Raw genomic sequence first — 18,619 nt, forward strand, 5'->3', positions numbered from 1 at the left:
GCACCCGCGCCGGTAGTCTCGCTGGCGTGTACTTCACCGACCGCGGGATCGAGGAGCTCCAGGCCCGGCGGGGGGACGAGGAGGTCACCCTCGACTGGCTGGCCGAGCAGCTGAGGACGTTCGTCGACCTCAACCCCGAGTTCGAGACCCCTGTGGAGCGGCTGGCCACCTGGCTGGCGCGCCTGGACGACGAGGACGAGTGAGCAAGGACATGCCCGACGAGCAGACCGGGGACGGCGCGGCCGCCCCGATCGAGTTCCGCCCCAGCCCCGAGGCGGTGGTGGTGCCCGACGGTCCGCGCGACGTCGCGCTCGTCTTCCTCGGCGCCTCCCTGGTGGCCGGTGTCGGCGACCCCAAGGGCCAGGGGTGGGTCACCCGAGTGGTCGGCCGTACCCAGCATCCCGACCTCGAGCTCACCGCCTACAACCTGGGCGTGCGCGGCGACACCACCGCCGACCTCCTCGAGCGCTGGACCTCGGAGGTGCCGCGGCGCTGGGCGGGGCGCACCGAGCGCCGCCTGGTCGTCTCGGTGGGGGGCGACGACATCAGCTCCGGGGTCTCGCTGGCCCGCCACCGCCTGAACCTCGCGAACCTGCTCGACGACGCCGCCAGCCAGGGGGTCGGCACCTTCGTGGTCAGCCCACCCCCCAGCGACGACGAGGAGCTCAACGGCCGGCTCGAGATCCTGGTCGAAGCGCAGGCCGACGTGTGCTCGCGCCGCGGCATCCCGTTCGTCGACTGCTACGGCCCGCTGCGCCAGCACGACCAGTGGCGCACCGACCTCGCGGCCTCGTCGGTGCCGCACCACCCGGGGCAGGCCGGCTACGGGCTCATCGCCTGGCTGGTCCTGCACAACGGATGGGCCGAGTGGCTCCGGATCGCCTGAGCCCCACCGCGATCGGCGACCTCCTGGCCGCGGGTCCCGTGGTCCTCGACGGCGGCCTCTCCACCGCTCTCGAGGAGCGCGGCCACGACCTGTCGACCTCGCTGTGGTCGGCCCGCCTCGTCCGCGACGCGCCCGACGAGGTGCGCGCCGCCCAGGCCGGCTTCGTCGAGGCCGGCGCGCGGGTGCTCATCACCGCCTCGTACCAGATGTCGTACTCCGGCTACGAGGCCGCCGGGCTTACCGCGGCCCAGTGCGACGCCGACCTGCTCGCCACCGTCCGCATCGCGCGGGAGGCAGCGGGCGACCGGGCGCTGGTCGCCGCCTCGGTCGGCCCCTACGGCGCGGCCCGGGCCGACGGCTCCGAGTACACCGGGTACCCCGAGGTCCCCCGGGGCGCCCTGCGCGACTTCCACGCCCGCCGGCTCGAGCACCTGGTCGCGGCCGGCCCCGACCTCCTGGCCGTCGAGACGCTGCCCGAGCTGCGCGAGGCCGAGGTCGTCGCGAGCCTCGTCGACGAGATCGCCCCCGGGATGCCGTACTGGCTCTCGTTCTCGGCCACCACCGGCGGCCGGCTCACCGGTGGCGCGCCGTTCGCGGAGGCCGCGGCCTCCGCCCGCGGCTCGTGCCTGGCGGTGGGGGTCAACTGCACCGCCCCCGCTCTCGTCGACGAGCTGCTGGAGGGGGCGAGCGCCCCGGTGCCGTTCGTGGTCTACCCCAACAGCGGAGCGCGGTACGACCCGGCCGGCAAGACCTGGGCCGACGCCGGCACCCCCGTGTTCACCGCGGACACGGTGCGGGGCTGGGTCGAGCGCGGCGCCGCCCTCGTGGGCGGCTGCTGCGGGACCTCGGCGGCCGGGGTGGCCGCCGTGGCGGCCGCGCTCAGACGGTGAAGACGACCTTGCCCGCGACCTGACCGTCGACCATCCGGGCGAAGCCGTCGCGGGCCTCGGCCAGCGGGCGCACGCTGTCGACGAGGGGCTCGATGCCGGAGCCCACGACGAAGCGGGCCAGGCTCTCGAGCTCGGTACGGCTGCCCATGGTCGAGCCGACCACGCGCAGCTGCTTGAAGAAGATCTTGGTCAGCTCGGCCTTGCTCGGGGCGTCGCCCGAGGTGGCCCCCGAGATGACCACGGTGCCGCCGGGGCGCAGGCTGTTGATGCTGTGCGACCAGGTCGCGGCGCCGACGGTCTCCATCACGGCGTCGACGCGGTCGGGCAGCCGCTCGCCGGACCCGAAGGCCCGGTCGGCTCCGAGCGCCACCGCCTGCTCGCCCTTGGCGGCGTCGCGGCTGGTGACCCACATCCGGAGGCCGGCCGCCGAGCCGAGCTGCACCAGCGCGGTGGCCACCCCACCCGCGGCCCCCTGCACGAGCACGGTGTCGCCGGGGCGCACGCCGGCGTTCGTGAAGAGCATCCGGTAGGCGGTCAGCCAGGCCGTGGGCAGGCAGGCGGCGTGCTCCCACGACAGGCCCTCGGGCTTGGGGACGAGGTTGCCGGTGGGCACGCTCACGAGCTCGGCCAGGGTGCCGTCGTGCAGCTCGGACAGCAGGGTGCGCCTCGGGTCGAGGGTCTCGTCGCCGGTCCAGCCCGGTGAGGCGACCACGGCGTGGACGAGCACCTCGGTGCCGTCCTCGGTGGTCCCCGCGGCGTCGCAGCCCAGGACCATCGGCAGGCGGTCGGCGGGCAGGCCCACCCCGCGCAGCGACCACACGTCGTGGTGGTTCAGGGCGGCGGCCCGCACCCGCACCGTGGTCCAGCCGTCACGGGCCTGGGGGTCGGGCCGCTCGGCGACCTCGAGGCCGCTCAGCGGGTCGTCGGCGGACTGGGACTTCGCGAAGGCGGCGAGCATGCTCCCGACCCTACCCAGCCGCCCCCGGGAAGAGGGCCGGTGCCGCACGGTGGAGTGCGTCACGCCAGTGCGGCAGCGGCTCGAGACCGTGCTCGGCCCACATGTCGTGGGCGAGGACGCTGTAGGCCGGCCGCGGGGCCGGCAGCGGGTAGTCCTCGGTCGTGAGGGGCCGGACGCGCGCGGGGTCGAGCCCCAGCTCCTCGACCACCGCCTGCGCGAGGCCGTACCAGGAGGTCTGGCCACCGCCGGTGGCGTGCCAGATGCCGTGCGGCGCACCGGCCTCGACGATGCGGCGGATGCCGTGGGCCAGGTCGACGGTCCACGTCGGCTGCCCGACCTGGTCGGCGACGAACCCGAACGTCTCGCGCTCGGCGGCCAGCCGCGCCACCGTGGCGGGGATGCTGCGCCCGTGCGCGCCGTAGAGCCAGGCGGTGCGCACGACCCAGGTCCGGGGGCACTCGGCCCGCACCGCCCACTCCCCCGCCGCCTTGGTGCGGCCGTAGGCGGAGGCCGGGGCCACGGGCGCGTCGGCCGGGTAGGGCTCGGTGCCGCCACCGGCCACGACGTAGTCGGTCGAGAGGTGCACCAGCGAGGCACCCGCCGCGTCGACGGCCCGGGCCAGGTGGGCGGCACCCACCGCGTTGACCGCGAACGCGGCGGCCTCGTCGGCCTCGGCGGCGTCGACCGCGGTGTAGGCCGCACAGTTGACCACGACGTCGTGCCCGGCCACCGCCGCGGCGCACGAGGCCGGGTCGAGGATGTCCAGGCCCGGGAGGTCGGCCCGGGTCACGGCGTGCCCGGCCTCCTCGAGGACCGTCGAGAGGTCGGTGCCGAGCATCCCGGCGGCCCCGGCCACCAGCCAGCGCGCCATCAGCGGGTGAGCACCTGCTGGGTCAGGGCGTACTTCGCCTCGGTGGCCTCCTTGACCGGCCGCCACCACGCCTCGTTCTCGCGGTACCAGTCGATGGTGGCCGCCAGGCCGTCGCGGAAGGTGCCGTAGCGGGGCGCCCAGCCGAGCTCCTGGCGGAGCCGGCCGGCCTCGATGGCGTAGCGGCGGTCGTGCCCGGCCCGGTCGGTGACGTGGTCGAAGGCCTCCGGGTCCTGCCCCATGAGCTCGAGCACCAGCCGGATGACGTCGACGTTGTTCATCTCGCCGTCGGCCCCGACGAGGTAGGTGTGCCCGATGCGGCCGTGCTCGAGGATGGTCCACAGCGCGTCGTTGTGGTCGTCGACGTGGATCCAGTCGCGGACGTTCAGCCCGTCGCCGTACAGCTTGGGCCGCTGCCCGTCGAGGACGTTGGTGACCTGGCGCGGGATGAACTTCTCGACGTGCTGGCGCGGACCGTAGTTGTTCGAGCAGTTCGACAGCGTCGCCCGGACCCCGAACGACCTCACCCAGGCGCGCACGAGGTGGTCCGAACCCGCCTTGGTCGCCGAGTACGGGGAGCTCGGGGCGTACGGGGTGTCCTCGGTGAACCGCTCGGGGTCGTCGAGCTCGAGGTCGCCGTAGACCTCGTCGGTGGAGATGTGGTGGTAGCGCACGTCGTGGCGGCGCACCGCCTCGAGCATCGTGAAGGTGCCCACCAGGTTGGTGCGCACGAAGGGCGTCGGGTCGGTCAGGGAGTTGTCGTTGTGCGACTCGGCCGCGAAGTGCACCACGACGTCGCTGCGGGCGACGAGCGGGTCGACGGCGGCGGCGTCGGCCACGTCGCCCTCGACGAACGCGACCCGGTCGAGCACGCCGTCGAGCGAGGTCGTGGACCCCGCGTAGGTGAGCGCGTCGAGCACGGTGACCTCGGCGTCGGGGCGGGTCGCGAGGGTGCGGTGCACGAAGTTGCTGCCGATGAAGCCCGCCCCGCCCGTGACCAGAACCCGCATGGGGCTCAGGCTACCCGGCGGTGCCGGGACCCACCGGCGGATAGGCTCGCGCCCCATGAAGGGCATCGTCCTCGCGGGAGGCTCCGGCACCAGGCTGCACCCGATCACGCTCGGGATCTCCAAGCAGCTGATGCCGGTGTACGACAAGCCGATGGTCTACTACCCCCTCGCGACCCTGATGATGGCGGGCATCCGCGAGATCCTCGTCATCACCACCCCCGAGGACGAGGCCCAGTTCCGGCGCCTGCTGGGTGACGGCTCACGCTGGGGCATCGAGCTGTCGTACGCCGTGCAGCCGCGCCCCGAGGGCCTCGCGCAGGCCTTCGTCATCGGCGCCGACTTCATCGGCGGCGACCCCGTGGCCCTGGTGCTGGGCGACAACATCTTCTACGGCACCGGGCTGGGCACGGCGCTGCGCCGGCTCACCGAGGTGCGCGGCGGCCACATCTTCGCCTACCACGTGGCCGACCCCACCGCCTACGGCGTCGTCGAGTTCGCCGAGGACGGCACCGTGCTGTCGATCGAGGAGAAGCCCGAGCACCCGCGCTCCGACTTCGCCGTGCCGGGCCTGTACTTCTACGACAACGACGTGGTCGCCATCGCCGCCGGGCTGACCCCCAGCCCTCGCGGCGAGCTCGAGATCACCGCCGTCAACGAGGCCTACCTGCGCCGGGGCGACCTGGCGGTCACCGTGCTCCCCCGCGGCACGGCCTGGCTCGACACCGGCACCTTCGAGGGGCTGATGGACGCCGGCCAGTTCGTCCACGTCGTCGAGGCACGCCAGGGCCACAAGATCGGGTGCGTCGAGGAGATCGCCTGGCGCGCCGGCTGGATCGACGACGACGCCCTGCGCCGGCTCGGCGACGAGCTCGCCAAGTCCGGCTACGGCGCCTACCTGCACGCCTGCGTCGACCGCGGCCGCGGCCGCTGATGGAGATCACCGAGCTCGCCGTCCCGGGCGCCTTCGTGGTCACGCCCCGCCGGCACGAGGACCCGCGCGGGATGTTCCTCGAGTCCTACCGCGGCGACCTGCTGGCCCAGCACCTCGGCCACCGCCCCGACATCGTCCAGACCAACGTGTCGGTCTCCTCGCGCGGCACCGTGCGCGGCGTGCACTTCGCCGACCTGCCCCCGGGGCAGGCCAAGTACGTCACCGCAGTGGCGGGGCGCCTGCTCGACGTCGTGGTCGACCTGCGGGTCGGCTCGCCCACCTTCGGCCGGTGGGAGGGTGTCGAGCTCGACACCACCACCCGCCGCGCCGTCTACCTGTCGGAGGGTCTCGGCCACGCCCTCTGCGCCCTCGAGGACGGCTCGACGGCGCTCTACCTGTGCTCGGCCACCTACCGGCCGGCCGCCGAGCACGGCGTGCACCCCCTCGACCCCGACCTCGGCATCGACTGGCCGGTCGCCCGGCCGGTGCTGTCGGCCAAGGACGCCGCCGCGCCGAGCCTGGCGGAGGCGACCGCGTCGGGGCTGCTCCCCACCTGGGACGCCTGCCGCGCGTGGGCCGAGCACCTGGCTCAGCGCGCGAACTGAGCCTCCCAGCGCACCACCGTGCGTACCGCCGCGTCGATCTGTGCGCCCATCCGGGCGAAGACCTCGGGCCCGCGCCCGACCGGGTCCAGCACCGGCGTCACCCGGCTCGGCAGGGCGCCGAGGGCCGCCAGCAGCTCGGGCAGCGCGCGCCAGCGACCGCGCACCTCCTTGGCCCCGGCGTCGGCCAGCAGGTCGGGCCAGGAGTAGCCGGCGGCCACCGTGTCGAGCGCGGTGGCGAGGTCGACCAGCCCCACGGTGCGGCGGTGCGCTGCCGGGGCCTCGTCGAGGACGAGGACGCGGTGCTGGTCGGACATCACGAGCACGAGCGCCTGCTGCTCGACCTCGCGGGCGACGAGGAGGCGCGCGGGGGTACTCGGCACCGGCACGTCCTTGGCCTCCAGCAGCCGCTGCGAGCCCGGGTCGACCGGCCGGCCCACCAGGGCGTGGGTGCCGGCGCTGGTGACGTCGAAGGCTCCCGGGCGCGCCCATGCGAGGCCGTCGGCCAGCAGGGCGGCGGCGTACGGGGACCGGCAGATGTTGCCCGTGCAGACGGTGAGGAGGCGGACAGGGACCGCGGCGGCATCACTCATGACACCCGTCAGCCTAGGTCAGCGCGCGGCCGACCCCCGCGCCCGGGCGGCTCGCGAGCCGCCGGACCGCCTCGGCGACGGCGTCCGCGACCCCGGCGTCGAACACCGACGGCACGATCCGCTCGGGGGTCGGGTCCGTCACGAGGTCGGCGATGGCGCGGGCCGCCGCCAGCTTCATGGCCTCGGTGACCTTCGGGGCGCCGGCGTCGAGCGCGCCGCGGAAGATGCCGGGGAACGCGAGCACGTTGTTGATCTGGTTCGGGAAGTCCGAGCGCCCGGTGGCGACGATCGCGGCGTGCCGGTGCGCGACGTCGGGGTGCACCTCGGGCTGCGGGTTCGCGAGCGCGAAGACGATGCCGCCCGGGGCCATCGTCGCCACCTGCTCCTCGGGCACCGTCCCGCCCGAGACGCCGATGTAGCAGTCGGCACCGGCCAGCGCCGCCGCCAGCGACCCGGTCACGCCGCGCGGGTTCGTCGAGACCGCCAGGCGCTGCTTGTGCTCGGCGAGGTCGGGCCGCGAGGGCGCGATGACGCCGCGGGAGTCGCACACCACGACGTCGCGGACCCCGGCCCGCTGGAGCAGCCGCGTCACCGCGACCCCGGCGGCCCCGGCGCCGGCCACGACGACGCGCAGGTCCTCGAGGCGACGGCCCAGGACCCGCACCGCGTTGTACAGGCCGGCCAGCACCACGATGGCGGTGCCGTGCTGGTCGTCGTGGAAGACGGGGATGTCGAGCCGGTCGCGCAGCTGCTCCTCGATGGCGAAGCAGCGCGGAGCCGAGATGTCCTCCAGGTTGATGCCGCCGTAGCTCGGGGCGATGCGGGCGATGGCCTCGACCAGCTCCTCGACGGTGCCGGTCTCCATCACCACGGGCACGGCGTCGATGCCGGCGAAGTGCTTGAAGAGCACCGCCTTGCCCTCCATCACCGGCATCGCGGCCAGCGGGCCGATGTCGCCCAGCCCGAGCACCGCCGTCCCGTCGCTGATGACGGCGACGGTGTTGGCGCGGGCGGTGTAGCGGGCCGAGAGGCTCGGGTCGGCGGCAATGGCCAGCGAGACCTCGGCGACCCCGGGCGTGTACAGCAGCGCCAGGTCGGCCCGGTCGCGCAGGGGCTGCGTGGCGTGTACGCCCAGCTTGCCGCCCTCGTGGGCGCGGAAGACCGGGCTCTCGGGGTCGAAGGACGGCAGGACGGGGGACGCGGACACGATGGCTCCTCCAGGGGCACGGGAGCGCGCGCCGTCAGGGCGCTGCGCGAGGGGGTGGTGCGGGCCCGAGGGAGGGTTCGTCTCGGTCGTCACGGGGCGGGGGTGGCCGCCGGCGCCTTCATCATGACCCGCGGGCCCGGGACGTGGCAATGCCGCAGGGTGTGACCCGCGTCGCGCCGGTCCGCCCCTCCGCCGCTGTCACACCGGCGGTGGCAGGATCGCGGCATGCGCCTGCCCCTGCCCGCCCTGGTCCGGGTGCGCGGGCGGTCCATGCTCCCGACCTACCGCGACGGTGACGTGCTCCTGGTGCTGCGGGGGCTGCGGCCCCGGCCCGGGCGGGTGCACGTCGTCCGTCTCCCGCCGACCGCCGACGGGGTGGCCCGGCCGGTGGCGGTCAAGCGGGTGACCGGGCCCGACCCGGGCGACCGCACCCGGTGGTGGCTCGACGCGGACAACCCCGCCGAGGGCGTCACGTCCTTCGACGTCGGGTCCGTGACCGGCGACGACGTCCTGGCGGTGGTCGCAGGGATGGTGTGGCGACCCCTGGGGTAGGTTGAGGAACGACCACCGAGTCCCGACCGCAAGGAGTGTGCGACACCATGCTGTCCCTGTTCCGCATCACCGAGGTCTCGGCCCACTGCGACCTTCCCTGCGGCGTCTACGACCCCGCCCAGGCACGCATCGAGGCCGAGTCGATCAAGGCGATCATCGCCAAGGTCGCCGACAACGACGACCCCGACTTCCGCACCCGCGCCATCCTCATCAAGGAGCAGCGCTCCGAGCTGGTCAAGCACCACCTCTGGGTGCTCTGGACCGACTACTTCAAGGCCCCCCACTTCGAGAAGTACCCGCAGCTGCACACCCTCTTCAACGAGGCGACGAAGCTCGCGGGCGCCTCCGGCACCAAGGGCGAGCTCGACGCGGCCAAGGCCGACGAGCTGCTGGCCAAGATCGACGAGATCGCGGCGATCTTCGCCGAGACCAAGAAGGCCTGACCCCCCAGGTCCGTGGCGGCGGGCGTCCCCTCGGCGGGGGTGCCCGCCGTCGTCGTGTCCGGCCTCAGCCGGCGCCGAGGCCCGGCACGGTCACGAGGTAGACCTCGCCGCGGCCGTCGAGCACGACCTCGCCCTCGCCGGCGGGCAGGAACACCGACCCGGTGTCGCCCAGGGCCAGCGACCCCGTGCCGCTCGTGAGCGTGACCTCGCCGCGCAGGCAGAAGACCAGGCGCGGGCCGGCGCCGGGGAGCACCCGCCCCGGTGTCACCCGGTGCAGCAGGAACCGGTCGGAGGCCGAGTCGAACACCTCGACGCCGTCGCCGGCCGCCCGCCCGCGCCCCGCGACGGCGGCGGCCCGGGGGTCGACGATGCGCAGCAGCTCGGGGACGTTGACCTCCTTGGTGGTGAGCCCGGCGCGCACCACGTTGTCGGAGTTGGCCAGCACCTCGATGCCCAGCCCGCGCACGTAGGAGTGCAGCACGCCGGCGGCGACGTCGACGTACTCCCCCGGCCTCAGGACCCGGTGGTGCATGAGCAGCAGCACCACCAGCCCGATGTCGTCGGGGTGCATCTCGGCCACCTCGACCACCGCGGCAGCGGCCGTGCCGATCTCGTCGGAGCTCTCGGACAGCCGGATGCACGCGGCCACGACGTCACGGGTCAGCGCCGGGACCTCGGCCGGCGGCGTGCCGAGCACCGCCGCCAGCACGGCGTGCGCGGGGTCGTCGGCCGTGGCGGCCCCCTCGACCAGGCGGGAGAACGCCGGGACCGCCAGTCGCCGCGCCACCTCGGCCACGGCGGCCGGCTCGCGCATCCCGACGAAGACCTCGAAGGGCGCGATGGCGAGCAGCAGCTCGGGCTTGGCGGAGTCGTCGACGTAGACGGCGTCCCCGGTGAGCGCCCGCACCGCCACGGCCTGCTCGGCGCTGGGGTGCACCTGGATGGAGATGGCGCGCCCCGGGGCGAGGACCTTCAGCAGGAAGGGCAGCCGCGGGCCGTGCCGCTCGACACAGGCCGCGCCCAGCTCGGCCTCCGGGTCGGCCGCGACGACGGCCGCCAGGTGCGGCCGGCCGGGGCGCTCGGTGCCGGAGGGTCCGCTCTCGTGCGCGCCCATCCAGAGCTCGGACTCCGGCTCGGGAGTGGGGATGTCGCGACCCTGGAGGCTGGCGATGGCGACGTGGGAGCCCCAGGCGTCGCGGAAGACGACGGGGGTGAGGCGGTCCACGGGGTCCTTCGTGCTCGCGGGCGGTGGCGGTACCGCACTCTAGCGCGAGACCAACCGGCGCTCCCCGACCCGGCCCGCCGTGGCGTCCTCGACGACCCGGGTGAGGGCGTCGACGACGTCGGGGTCGTACTCGTACCCCAGGCCGAGGTGGATGCGCTCGATCGCTGCCGCGACGTCGCCCGGCTGGTCGGAGCCCCCGGTGAGGTCGTCGAAGGCGTTGGCGCACTTGATGATGCGGCTGCCCATCGGCACCTCCTCACCGAGCTCGCGGACCTGCCGGTACGGCGTGGTCTGCAGCTCGACGTAGCGGGCCACGGTGTCGAGCGTCTCGGCCTTGCGGATGATGCGCGCGCCCTCGGCCGCGATGTCACGCTGGTCGCTGGGCGCCGCGAGCACGGTGGCGCCGTCGGGGATGGGGTCGGTGAGCGAGATCTGCCCGAGGTCGTGCAGCAGGGCGGCGTACTCGACGTCACGGAGCTCGCGCTCCCCGAGACCCAGCACCCGACCCATCCGCACCGACAGGTCGCTGACCCGCTCGGCGTGCCGCGACGGGGTGTAGCCGCCCTCCTCGGTGAGCCGCGACAGGGTGGCGATGAGCTGGCGGTTGGTGGCGCGGTTGCGCGCGTACTGGCCCACCGCGCTGTAGGCCATCACCAGCGGCACCAGGGCCACCGGCAGGGCGAGCAGACCGAGGATGGGCGACATCACCGCCACCATGGGGCCGGTGACCGCGACCGCGAAGGTCAGCGGCGCGGCCTCCCCCAGCTCGTCGCGCGTGGCGGTGGTCCACGGCGTGCGCTGGCGCTCGGCCCGCACGGCGGCCACGAGCAGCAGCTCGACGACCAGCCCCACGGCGGCCGCCAGCGCCATCCCGACGGCGACCACGCCCCGTGGGACGTCGCTGCGCATCTGGTCCGACCAGAGGGTCTGGCCGCCGACCCCCCACTGCCGCACGATGGACGCGGCGATCGCGACCCCGAGCAGTCGGGCGGCGAGCGGCGCCACGGTGACGGGGAGGCGGCGCAGGCGCCTCGCCCCCGCGGCCAGGGTCAGCCCCATCGCGACGACGAGGACGACCAGGCCCGGGCCGACCTGGAAGACCGGCTGGTCCTGGATGGGGCCGACCACCGCCACCGCCAGGGCCGACGCGGACGCGAGCGGCGCGGTGTCGCGGCCGCTGGGCATCCGCAGCCGGACCAGCTCGCCCACCACGATCGCCCCGAGGAACACGGCGAGAGTGACGGCGTGGGTACCGAGCAGGGTGGGGAGGTCGCCCCCGGACAGGACCAGCGACGCGACCACGAGCACCCCCGCGGCCAGGGTGAGGGCACAGGCCAACGGGCGGGCCACCCGCAGGATCGACGTCATCGCTCGGTCGACGACGACGGCCGCAGCAGCGCGGTCGAGAGGGCGCGGAGCAGGTCGTCGTCGACGCCGGGGAGCGCGCGCAGCCGCTCGCGCGCCTCGGCGCTGCCCAGCACCGCGCCGTCGAGGCCACCGACCTCGGTGAGCAGGTCGTACGCGTCGGCCAGCCCGACGATGCCGCCGGGCAGCGTGGCCGGTGCCAGCCGGGTGTCGAGCGCTACCCGGTGGTCGGCGATGGGCGCCAGCGCGCCGTCGAGGAAGCTGAGGCCACCGAGGATGCCGGCGCTGCGGCGCGGGTAGTCGTCGAGGGCGGCGGAGGTGGACGCGACGCTGCGGACCACGGCCGTGGGCAGGCTGGTCTGGCCCACGTCGTGCAGCATCCCGGCCAGGCGGGTGTCGCCGATGACCTGTGGTCGCAGGCCCAGGGCCTCGGCCATCGAGGCGCTGAGGTCGGCGACGCGGGCACTGTGACCGGTGAGATGCGGGGCCTTCGCCTCGAGGGCCGCCACCAGCACCTGGAGGGCCCGCTCCTGGCCGCGGAGCTCCTCGGCGTGCTGGCGGTACGCCCACTGGGCGACGAGCAGCGGGGCCACGACGAGCACCACCGCGGCGGCGCCCATCCCCGCCGGGATCCACAGCAGGGCGAGGAGGAACGCGATGACGCCGTACCCGAGGTTGAGCAGGCCGACGCTGGTGAGGAGCTGGTTGACCTCGGTGCGCAGTGAGACACCGGTGCTGACCCGGACGACACCGGCGAGCAGGAGGACGTTGACGACGACCTGGCACACGTCGGCGACCAGGATCGGCAGGGCGAGGTGGCGCAGCACGTCATGGACGTCGCGCAGCGCGCCGGGGTCGTGGCTGCCGCCCACCGCGAGGAAGGCGAGACCGCCCAGCGTCGCGTAGCAGGCGGCCTGGGCGGCGTTGAAGACGCGCGCCCGGACGGGGACCTTCCGGTGCTGGAGCACACCCAGGACGGCGCCCAGGATCCCAGCGCCGAAGGGCCCGACGAGCACCTGGCCCCCCAGGAGCAGCACGTTGGACAGGGACAGACGCGTCCGCCCCTCGACCACCACGTCCCCGATGAGGACCACGAAGACGGCCAGCACGAGGAAGACCGCCAGGTCGCCGCCGAGGCTGGGGCCGGCCGTGAGCACGCCGACCACCAACAGGGACACCGCAAGAAGGACGACCGCCGCGATGTAGATCGCCGTGGTCACGGCAGTCGGTTGCGACGGTCGCCCTTCCTGGGTGTCAGCCTGGTTCACGTCAGGCGTCAGCCGCCCCAGCCGAGACCGTTGTGCAGGGTGACCTTGGAGACCGAGGACGACGGGGCCGCGTGGGCGGCCGCCGGGACGGCGAGGCTGACGGCGGCGAGGGCGAGGACGGCGAGAGCGGCGCGGAGAGTACGCATGGACATTCCTTTCAGAGGTGGACACTCCTGACGACGCGCTCCGGGCGCTCAGGAGATGCCAGAAGTGTCGCACGCGCAGCGATGTGCGACAATCGCTCAGGCCACACCTGTTTCACGGGGGTGGCGCTCGACGACCCCATCCGAGGAGCACCCATGAGCAAGCGCGCCCGCAAGCGCCGCACGCGCAAGGGCAGCAAGGCCAACCACGGCCGACGCCCCAACGCCTGACCGGCCGACGACGAAGGGCCCGGTGTGCACACGCACACCGGGCCCTTCGTCGTGCCGGGGGCCTCAGCCGTCGAGGTCCATCCGGATGGTCGTGATGCGGTGCACCACCTGCATCCGCAGGGCGGCGGGAGCCGGCTGCTCGACGCAGGAGCGACGCACGACCTCCTTGACGGCCGCGTCGAGGTCGTGCTCGGCCAGGCACGGCCGGCACTCGGCCAGGTGACCGGCGACGCGCCTGACGTCGTCGGGGCTCATCTCGCCGTCGAGGTACTCGTAGATGTGGTGCAGGACCTCGGAGCAGTCGGTGTGACCTTCGTGCCGGTGCTCTGCCATCACTCCTCCTCCGCGCCGACGAGGCCGCGCTCGCGCGCGTAGCCGGTGAGCAGCGCCCGCAGCTGGCGCCGGCCCCGGTGGAGGCGCGACATGACGGTCCCGATGGGGGTGCCCATGATCTCGGCGATCTCCTTGTAGGCGAAGCCCTCGACGTCGGCCAGGTAGACCGCCATCCGGAAGTCCTCGGGGAGCTCCTGGAGCGCCCGGGTGACCTCGTTGTCGGGGAGGTGCTCGAGCGCCTGCGCCTCGGCGGACTTCAGCCCGGCGGAGGTGTGCGACTCGGCCCGGGCCAGCTGGTAGTCCTCGACGTCGGAGCTGTCGGACTGCTGCGGCTCGCGCTGCTTCTTGCGGTAGGTGTTGATGTAGGTGTTGGTGAGGATGCGGTACATCCACGCCTTGAGGTTGGTGCCGGGGCGGTACTGGTGGAACGCGGCGTAGGCCTTGGCGTAGGTCTCCTGGAGGAGGTCCTCGGCGTCGGCGGGGTTGCGCGTGGTCCGCATCGCGGCGGCGTACAGCTGGTCGAGGAGAGGGAGGGCCTCGCGCTCGAAGCGGGCCTGGCGCTCGGCCGGGGTCTCGGTGGCGACGTCGACCTCGGTCGGCGTCTCGTCGAGCGGGGTCTGGGGGGTGCTCATCGCCCCCCAGCCTAGCCGGGCGCGCCGCGGGGTCGTGGTGTCGAGGACGAACACGTGCTGACCTTCCTCAGGGGATGCTTTCCCCCGCTGAAACATCGCCCACGACGCGGACATTCCGCAGGAGGCGCACCACGGCGGCGGCGACCGCGGTGGCCGCCCGCTCGAGCGAGTGCGGGCCCTCGACGACGTCGAGCCCGGCACCCTCGGGCAGCACCGCCCGGACCTCGTCCGGCGTGCCGAAGGGGTCCCTGCGGCCCTGCACGACGTGCACTCGGAGGCCGGCGGCGAGGGGCCGCACCAGCTCCTCGGCGCGGGACCGCTCGGGCCGGCCCGGAGGGTGCAGCGGGAACGAGAGGGCGAGCACGGCGTCGGCCCCGACCGCCGCGGCGGTGCGGCAGGCGACCCGGGCGCCGGCGCTGCGGCCACCCACCACCAGCGGCCCGGTCCGGGGCACCGCGGCCAGCACGGCGAGCCACGCCGGGTCGAGCGCGCCCGGCCCGGGGCCGACGCGCCGGCCCTCGACCCGCCAGGGCTGGTCGACCAGGACGACGCGCCAGCCGGCCTCCAGAGCGGCCTCGCGCACGGCCAGCACGTCGTCGGTCCACCGCAGGCCGCCGGCCCCGTGGCCGAGCACGAGGGTGCCGACGGGCGCGCCCCCGGGCTCGTCGGTGGTGGTACGGGCACTCCCCTGTGGCGTGGCCACGAGGGCGACGCTCACCCGTCCGCCCCGACGATCTCGCCCGTCATCGGGTCGACCACGCCCACCAGCTCGGAGACGGGCACCGGCTCGAGCAGGGCGGGGCCGTTGGCCCGGTTACTGCTGACCGCCCGCGAGACCGGATGGGCGGTGAAGCGCCCCGGGGCGTGGGGGGCCAACAGGGCGAGCGCGTCGGCCGCGCCGGTGGCCGGGTCGAGCCACTCCCGCCAGTCGTCGCGGTCCAGGACCATCGGCTGCCGGTCGTGGATGCGGTCCAGGCCCGCCTCGGCGGGGCCGGTGACGACGGTGAAGGTGGTGAGCCAGGCCAGGGGGTCGTCGGGGTCCGGGACCGCCGGGTCGCGCCAGAACTCGTAGAGGCCGGCCATCGCCACCGACGCCCCGTCGGCCCGCTGCGTGAAGAACGGCTGCTTGCGCGGCGCGCCCTTGGCGTCGAGGGCCGTGGGCGAGACCTGCCACTCGTACCAGCCGGCGGCGGGGACCAGGCAGCGCCGTGCGGCCAGGGCGCGGGCGAAGGCCGGCTTCTCGGCCACCGTCTCGACCCGGGCGTTGATCATCCGGGCACCGGCGCGGGGGTCCTTCGACCAGCTCGGCACCAGGCCCCAGGTGAGGAGGCGCAGCTGACGGCTGGGCCCGGCGGCGCGGTCCTCCCGAGGTGCCCGGGCCAGGACCACGGGGGCCTGCTTGGTGGGCGCCATGTTGTGGTCGGGGCGCCCCGGCGGGGGCTCCTGGGGGTTGACCAGGACGCTGCGACCGGGCTCGCCCGTGCGGTCGTCCTCGACCTCGAACTCGAGGACGAGCTCGTCGGGGTTGGCCGTCGCGGCGTAGCGCCCACACATGGTGCTCAGGCTACGCACGGGCATCGCGAGCAACTACGGTAGGGAGGGAGCTCCTGACCAGCAGGAACCCGATCTGGAGGTAGCGGATGTCCTTGGTGCGCCGCGTCGCCCGTCCCTTGCTCGCGTCGATGTTCGTCGTCGGTGGCGTCGACCAGCTGAAGCACCCCTCGGCCAAGGCCGAGACCGCTCGGCCGATCGTCGAGAAGATGGCCCCGCTGCTGCGCCTGCCGCAGGACACCGAGCTGCTCGTGCGCGCCAACGGCGTGGCCATGGTCACCGCCGGCACCCTGCTGGCCATGGGCCGGATGCCGCGCCTCTCGGCCACCGTGCTGGCCGCCACCCTGGTGCCCACCACCGTCTCGGCGCACCAGTTCTGGAAGGAGGAGGACCCCGCGGTCCGGGCCCAGCAGCGCGTCCACCTGCTGAAGAACCTCGGGCTGCTCGGCGGTCTCCTGCTCGCCGCCGTCGACACCGACGGCAAGCCGGGGCTGGCCTATCGGGCCCACCTGGCCGGCGCGAGCGTGCAGCGCGCGGCCCGCACGACCCGGCGGGAGGCGCGGCACGTCGCGCACTCGGCCACCACGGAGGCCAGGCTCAAGGCCGCCCAGGCGCAGCATGCCTTCAGCTGACTGGGAGGCACCCACCGCCGACGGGCCGGTCGACGCTCGCGTCCTGCTCCCCGGCAGCAAGTCCCTGACCAACCGCTACCTCGTGCTGGCCGCTCTCGCCGGTGACGTCTCGCGTCTGCGCGCCCCCCTCCGCTCGCGCGACACCCGCCTCATGGCGGCCGCGCTGCGCGGCCTCGGCGTCGGCGTCGAGGACCTCGGCGACGGCGACTGGCTGGTCACGCCCGGCCCGCTGCGTGGCGGCGCCACCGTCGACTGCGGCCTGGCCGGCAACGTGATGCGGTTCGTCCCCCCGCTGGCCGGCCTGGCCGACGGTGTGGTGCGCTTCGACGGCGACCCGCACGCGCGGCGCCGCCCCATGGCCCCGGTGCTCGACGCACTGCGCACCCTGGGGGTGCGACTCGACGAGGGCGCCACCGGCCTGCCGTTCACCGTGGTCGGCGAGGGCCGGGTCCGCGGCGGCTCGGTGACGATCGACGCCTCGGCCTCGTCGCAGTTCGTGTCGGGGCTGCTGCTCTCGGGCGCGCGCTACGACCAGGGCGTCACCGTGCACCACCGGGGTGGGGCCGTGCCGAGCCTGCCGCACATCGAGATGACGGTCGAGACCCTGCGCGACGCCGGCGTGGTCGTCGACGACTCCGAGCCGCACACCTGGCGGGTCGAGCCCAGCGAGGTCAACGCCCTCGACGTGCAGGTCGAGCCCGACCTCTCGAACGCGGCGCAGTTCCTGGCCGCCGCCCTCGTCACCGGCGGGCGGGTGCACGTGCCCGGCTGGCCGCAGTACACCACCCAGGGTGGCGACTTCGTCCGCGAGGTCCTCGACATGATGGGCGCCGAGGTCGTCCTCGACCGCGCCGGCCTCACCGTCACCGGCACCGGCACGGTCCTCGGCGTCGACGTCGACCTGCACGGCTCCAGCGAGCTCACGCCCGTGGTCGCCGCCCTGGCCGCCCTCGCCGACGGGCCCAGCATCATCCGCGGGGTGGCCCACATCCGCGGCCACGAGACCGACCGCCTGGCCGCCCTGCGCACCGAGCTCGGGGCCCTCGGCGCGGCGGTCGACGAGACCGACGACGGCCTGCGCATCTCCCCCGCTCCCCTGCACGGCGGCGTCTTCCACACCTACGCCGACCACCGGATGGTGATGGCCGGGGCGGTGCTCGGGCTGGCGGTGCCCGGGGTGGTGGTCGAGGACGTCGGCACGGTCGCCAAGACCATGCCCGAGTTCACCGATCTCTGGGACCGCATGCTGCGCGAGCACGCCACCGCGGAGGCCTGATGGCGCGGTCGACGCGGGACTACGACGAGTCCGACGTCCGCATCCGCCCCAACCGCCGCGGCTCCCGGCCCCGCACCAAGGAGCGCCCGGCGCACGCCGACGCCGTGACCGGGCGGGTCCTGGTGGTCGACCGCGGCCGCTACACGGCCCTGGTGAGCCGGGGCGGCGAGCGGCGCGTGCTGGCCATGCGGGCGCGCGAGCTGGGGCGCAAGGGCATCGTCGTCGGTGACGAGGTGCACCTGGTCGGCGACGTCTCCGGCGACGACGGCAGCCTGGCCCGCATCGTGCGGGTCTCCCCTCGGATGACGGTGCTGCGCCGCACCGCCGACGACACCGACCCCGTCGAGCGCATCCTGGTGGCCAACGCCGACCAGCTCGTCGTCGTCACCGCGCTGGCCAACCCCGAGCCGCGCCCCCGGATGATCGACCGCTGCCTGGTGGCGGCCTACGACGCCGGGATGGAGCCGCTGCTCGTCCTCACCAAGTCCGACCTCGCCGACGCGGCCCCCTTCCTCGAGCAGTACGCCCCGCTCGACGTGCGCTACGTCGTCACCTCGCGCGCCGACGGGGCCCGCACCGGGGTCGAGGAGCTCCGGGCGCTCCTCGCCGGCCGGGTCAGCGTCCTCATCGGCCACTCCGGCGTCGGCAAGTCGACGCTGGTCAACGCCCTGGTGCCCGACGCGCTGCGCGCCGTGGGGGTCGTCAACGACGTCACCGGGCGCGGCCGGCACACCTCCTCCTCCGCGGTGGCCCTGCCCCTGCCGGACGACGACGGCTGGGTCATCGACACCCCCGGGGTGCGCTCGTTCGGCCTGGCGCACGTCGACCCGGCCCGGATCATCTCGCACTTCCCCGACCTCGAGCCGGGCACCACGCAGTGCCCACGCGGCTGCACCCACGACGAGGAGGAGTGCGCCCTCGGTGCCTGGGTCGACAGCGGCGCCGCAGGACCGGCCGGGGTGTCCCGGCTCGAGTCGCTGCGGCGCCTGCTGCGGTCGCGCTCCCCCGCCCAGGGGGAGTGAC

At 74.7% G+C, this 18,619-nt stretch carries 24 protein-coding genes; 11 read left to right on the forward strand and 13 right to left on the reverse strand.

Annotation, left to right across the window (positions count from 1 at the left end):
• Positions 1-26 precede the first annotated feature (26 nt).
• From ATL31_RS16495 to mmuM, 3 genes are read left to right on the forward strand one after another with little or no spacing between them, the layout of a single operon-like run.
• Positions 27-203, forward strand: coding sequence for a DUF6104 family protein (locus ATL31_RS16495; RefSeq protein WP_170062487.1), 177 nt, complete (start codon positions 27-29; stop codon positions 201-203).
• Positions 204-211: 8 nt separating this feature from the next.
• A complete protein-coding gene (locus ATL31_RS04330) occupies positions 212-886 on the forward strand; it encodes a GDSL-type esterase/lipase family protein (protein WP_101397241.1) in 675 nt (224 codons plus the stop codon).
• Positions 868-1,776 (forward strand): homocysteine S-methyltransferase, encoded by a 909-nt coding sequence (gene mmuM, locus ATL31_RS04335; RefSeq protein ID WP_245861903.1) that lies wholly within the window; start codon positions 868-870, stop codon positions 1,774-1,776. Before ATL31_RS04330 ends, mmuM begins: the two co-directional genes overlap by 19 nt.
• On the opposite strand, the gene ATL31_RS04340 is transcribed toward mmuM, so the two are convergent.
• The 3 genes from ATL31_RS04340 to rfbB are packed head-to-tail and all read right to left on the reverse strand — an operon-like array spanning position 1,766 to position 4,612.
• Positions 1,766-2,734: a zinc-binding dehydrogenase gene (locus ATL31_RS04340; protein WP_101394696.1), complete on the reverse strand. Its 969-nt coding sequence runs from the start codon at positions 2,732-2,734 to the stop codon at positions 1,766-1,768. The genes mmuM and ATL31_RS04340 overlap by 11 nt on opposite strands.
• Positions 2,735-2,744: 10 nt before the next feature.
• A complete protein-coding gene (gene rfbD / locus ATL31_RS04345; RefSeq protein ID WP_101394697.1) occupies positions 2,745-3,605 on the reverse strand; it encodes a dTDP-4-dehydrorhamnose reductase in 861 nt (286 codons plus the stop codon).
• Positions 3,605-4,612 (reverse strand): dTDP-glucose 4,6-dehydratase, encoded by a 1,008-nt coding sequence (gene rfbB / locus ATL31_RS04350; protein ID WP_101394698.1) that lies wholly within the window; start codon positions 4,610-4,612, stop codon positions 3,605-3,607. The genes rfbD and rfbB overlap by 1 nt, the downstream gene beginning before the upstream one ends.
• 55 nt (positions 4,613-4,667) lie before the next feature.
• On the opposite strand from rfbB, the gene rfbA reads away from it, so the two are divergent.
• Together rfbA and rfbC are read left to right on the forward strand one after the other, a co-directional pair.
• The gene (rfbA, locus tag ATL31_RS04355; RefSeq protein WP_101394699.1) at positions 4,668-5,543 is read left to right on the forward strand and encodes a glucose-1-phosphate thymidylyltransferase RfbA; all 876 of its coding nucleotides are present in this window, start codon (positions 4,668-4,670) and stop codon (positions 5,541-5,543) included.
• The gene (gene rfbC, locus ATL31_RS04360; RefSeq protein ID WP_101394700.1) at positions 5,543-6,148 is read left to right on the forward strand and encodes a dTDP-4-dehydrorhamnose 3,5-epimerase; all 606 of its coding nucleotides are present in this window, start codon (positions 5,543-5,545) and stop codon (positions 6,146-6,148) included. Before rfbA ends, rfbC begins: the two co-directional genes overlap by 1 nt.
• On the opposite strand, the gene ATL31_RS04365 is transcribed toward rfbC, so the two are convergent.
• The gene (locus tag ATL31_RS04365; RefSeq protein WP_101394701.1) at positions 6,133-6,738 is read right to left on the reverse strand and encodes an arsenate reductase/protein-tyrosine-phosphatase family protein; all 606 of its coding nucleotides are present in this window, start codon (positions 6,736-6,738) and stop codon (positions 6,133-6,135) included. The genes rfbC and ATL31_RS04365 overlap by 16 nt on opposite strands.
• Before the next feature lie 13 nt (positions 6,739-6,751).
• The gene (locus ATL31_RS04370) at positions 6,752-7,945 is read right to left on the reverse strand and encodes an NAD(P)-dependent malic enzyme (protein WP_101394702.1); all 1,194 of its coding nucleotides are present in this window, start codon (positions 7,943-7,945) and stop codon (positions 6,752-6,754) included.
• Between the two features lie 225 nt (positions 7,946-8,170).
• Here ATL31_RS04370 and ATL31_RS04375 point away from each other — a divergent pair, with 225 nt between their 5' ends.
• Together ATL31_RS04375 and sodN are read left to right on the forward strand one after the other, a co-directional pair.
• Complete coding sequence (locus ATL31_RS04375) at positions 8,171-8,497, forward strand: S24 family peptidase (protein ID WP_101394703.1); 327 nt, start codon at positions 8,171-8,173, stop codon at positions 8,495-8,497.
• A gap of 47 nt (positions 8,498-8,544) precedes the next feature.
• Complete coding sequence (gene sodN, locus ATL31_RS04380; RefSeq protein WP_055816442.1) at positions 8,545-8,940, forward strand: superoxide dismutase, Ni; 396 nt, start codon at positions 8,545-8,547, stop codon at positions 8,938-8,940.
• A gap of 64 nt (positions 8,941-9,004) precedes the next feature.
• On the opposite strand, the gene manA is transcribed toward sodN, so the two are convergent.
• The 4 genes from manA to ATL31_RS16395 are packed head-to-tail and all read right to left on the reverse strand — an operon-like array spanning position 9,005 to position 12,944.
• Positions 9,005-10,165 carry a mannose-6-phosphate isomerase, class I gene (gene manA, locus ATL31_RS04385; RefSeq protein ID WP_101394704.1) on the reverse strand — a complete coding sequence of 387 codons (1,161 nt, stop codon included), beginning with the start codon at positions 10,163-10,165 and terminating at the stop codon, positions 9,005-9,007.
• Between the two features lie 39 nt (positions 10,166-10,204).
• Complete coding sequence (locus tag ATL31_RS04390) at positions 10,205-11,533, reverse strand: HD-GYP domain-containing protein (RefSeq protein ID WP_101394705.1); 1,329 nt, start codon at positions 11,531-11,533, stop codon at positions 10,205-10,207.
• A complete protein-coding gene (locus ATL31_RS04395) occupies positions 11,530-12,750 on the reverse strand; it encodes an HD-GYP domain-containing protein (protein ID WP_101394706.1) in 1,221 nt (406 codons plus the stop codon). Before ATL31_RS04395 ends, ATL31_RS04390 begins: the two co-directional genes overlap by 4 nt.
• 56 nt (positions 12,751-12,806) lie before the next feature.
• Positions 12,807-12,944 carry a hypothetical protein gene (locus ATL31_RS16395; protein WP_158239783.1) on the reverse strand — a complete coding sequence of 46 codons (138 nt, stop codon included), beginning with the start codon at positions 12,942-12,944 and terminating at the stop codon, positions 12,807-12,809.
• Between the two features lie 153 nt (positions 12,945-13,097).
• On the opposite strand from ATL31_RS16395, the gene ATL31_RS17170 reads away from it, so the two are divergent.
• On the forward strand, positions 13,098-13,172 hold the full coding sequence (locus tag ATL31_RS17170; RefSeq protein WP_101397243.1) for a 50S ribosomal protein bL37: 75 nt from the start codon (positions 13,098-13,100) through the stop codon (positions 13,170-13,172).
• A 63-nt stretch (positions 13,173-13,235) separates the two neighbouring features.
• Here the strand turns inward: ATL31_RS17170 and rsrA are convergent, their stop codons facing one another.
• The 4 genes from rsrA to ATL31_RS04420 all read right to left on the reverse strand — a co-directional run bounded on the left by rsrA (position 13,236) and on the right by ATL31_RS04420 (position 15,691).
• Positions 13,236-13,505, reverse strand: coding sequence for a mycothiol system anti-sigma-R factor (rsrA, locus tag ATL31_RS04405; protein WP_101394707.1), 270 nt, complete (start codon positions 13,503-13,505; stop codon positions 13,236-13,238).
• Positions 13,505-14,137 (reverse strand): sigma-70 family RNA polymerase sigma factor, encoded by a 633-nt coding sequence (locus ATL31_RS04410; protein ID WP_101394708.1) that lies wholly within the window; start codon positions 14,135-14,137, stop codon positions 13,505-13,507. Before ATL31_RS04410 ends, rsrA begins: the two co-directional genes overlap by 1 nt.
• Positions 14,138-14,204: 67 nt before the next feature.
• Positions 14,205-14,855: an alpha/beta hydrolase family protein gene (locus tag ATL31_RS16620; protein WP_211283962.1), complete on the reverse strand. Its 651-nt coding sequence runs from the start codon at positions 14,853-14,855 to the stop codon at positions 14,205-14,207.
• On the reverse strand, positions 14,852-15,691 hold the full coding sequence (locus ATL31_RS04420) for an SOS response-associated peptidase (protein ID WP_101394709.1): 840 nt from the start codon (positions 15,689-15,691) through the stop codon (positions 14,852-14,854). The genes ATL31_RS16620 and ATL31_RS04420 overlap by 4 nt, the downstream gene beginning before the upstream one ends.
• Positions 15,692-15,777: 86 nt before the next feature.
• Between ATL31_RS04420 and ATL31_RS04425 the strand changes: the two genes are divergently transcribed.
• Genes ATL31_RS04425 through rsgA form a run of 3 tightly spaced genes read left to right on the forward strand, consistent with a single transcriptional unit; the run spans position 15,778 to position 18,618 of the window.
• Entirely contained in the window at positions 15,778-16,320 is a 543-nt protein-coding gene (locus ATL31_RS04425) for a DoxX family protein (protein ID WP_101394710.1), read from the forward strand.
• The gene (aroA, locus tag ATL31_RS04430; RefSeq protein WP_101394711.1) at positions 16,307-17,596 is read left to right on the forward strand and encodes a 3-phosphoshikimate 1-carboxyvinyltransferase; all 1,290 of its coding nucleotides are present in this window, start codon (positions 16,307-16,309) and stop codon (positions 17,594-17,596) included. The genes ATL31_RS04425 and aroA overlap by 14 nt, the downstream gene beginning before the upstream one ends.
• Positions 17,596-18,618 carry a ribosome small subunit-dependent GTPase A gene (rsgA, locus tag ATL31_RS04435; RefSeq protein ID WP_101394712.1) on the forward strand — a complete coding sequence of 341 codons (1,023 nt, stop codon included), beginning with the start codon at positions 17,596-17,598 and terminating at the stop codon, positions 18,616-18,618. Before aroA ends, rsgA begins: the two co-directional genes overlap by 1 nt.
• Position 18,619: the final 1 nt, after the last annotated feature.

Origin of the sequence: Phycicoccus duodecadis, assembly GCF_002846495.1 — a bacterium.
In the GTDB taxonomy this organism is placed as follows: Bacteria; Actinomycetota; Actinomycetes; order Actinomycetales; family Dermatophilaceae; genus Phycicoccus; species Phycicoccus duodecadis.

Coding starts and splice junctions, on each gene's coding strand:
- ATL31_RS04330 (WP_101397241.1), top strand. CDS start 212: ATGCCCGACGAGCAGACCGGGGACGGCGCGGCCGCCCCGATCGAGTTC.
- ATL31_RS04340 (WP_101394696.1), bottom strand. CDS start 2,734: ATGCTCGCCGCCTTCGCGAAGTCCCAGTCCGCCGACGACCCGCTGAGC.
- rfbD (WP_101394697.1), bottom strand. CDS start 3,605: ATGGCGCGCTGGCTGGTGGCCGGGGCCGCCGGGATGCTCGGCACCGAC.
- rfbB (WP_101394698.1), bottom strand. CDS start 4,612: ATGCGGGTTCTGGTCACGGGCGGGGCGGGCTTCATCGGCAGCAACTTC.
- rfbA (WP_101394699.1), top strand. CDS start 4,668: ATGAAGGGCATCGTCCTCGCGGGAGGCTCCGGCACCAGGCTGCACCCG.
- rfbC (WP_101394700.1), top strand. CDS start 5,543: ATGGAGATCACCGAGCTCGCCGTCCCGGGCGCCTTCGTGGTCACGCCC.
- ATL31_RS04365 (WP_101394701.1), bottom strand. CDS start 6,738: ATGAGTGATGCCGCCGCGGTCCCTGTCCGCCTCCTCACCGTCTGCACG.
- ATL31_RS04375 (WP_101394703.1), top strand. CDS start 8,171: ATGCGCCTGCCCCTGCCCGCCCTGGTCCGGGTGCGCGGGCGGTCCATG.
- sodN (WP_055816442.1), top strand. CDS start 8,545: ATGCTGTCCCTGTTCCGCATCACCGAGGTCTCGGCCCACTGCGACCTT.
- ATL31_RS04390 (WP_101394705.1), bottom strand. CDS start 11,533: ATGACGTCGATCCTGCGGGTGGCCCGCCCGTTGGCCTGTGCCCTCACC.
- ATL31_RS16395 (WP_158239783.1), bottom strand. CDS start 12,944: ATGCGTACTCTCCGCGCCGCTCTCGCCGTCCTCGCCCTCGCCGCCGTC.
- rsrA (WP_101394707.1), bottom strand. CDS start 13,505: ATGGCAGAGCACCGGCACGAAGGTCACACCGACTGCTCCGAGGTCCTG.
- ATL31_RS04410 (WP_101394708.1), bottom strand. CDS start 14,137: ATGAGCACCCCCCAGACCCCGCTCGACGAGACGCCGACCGAGGTCGAC.
- ATL31_RS04420 (WP_101394709.1), bottom strand. CDS start 15,691: ATGTGTGGGCGCTACGCCGCGACGGCCAACCCCGACGAGCTCGTCCTC.
- ATL31_RS04425 (WP_101394710.1), top strand. CDS start 15,778: ATGTCCTTGGTGCGCCGCGTCGCCCGTCCCTTGCTCGCGTCGATGTTC.
- aroA (WP_101394711.1), top strand. CDS start 16,307: ATGCCTTCAGCTGACTGGGAGGCACCCACCGCCGACGGGCCGGTCGAC.
- rsgA (WP_101394712.1), top strand. CDS start 17,596: ATGGCGCGGTCGACGCGGGACTACGACGAGTCCGACGTCCGCATCCGC.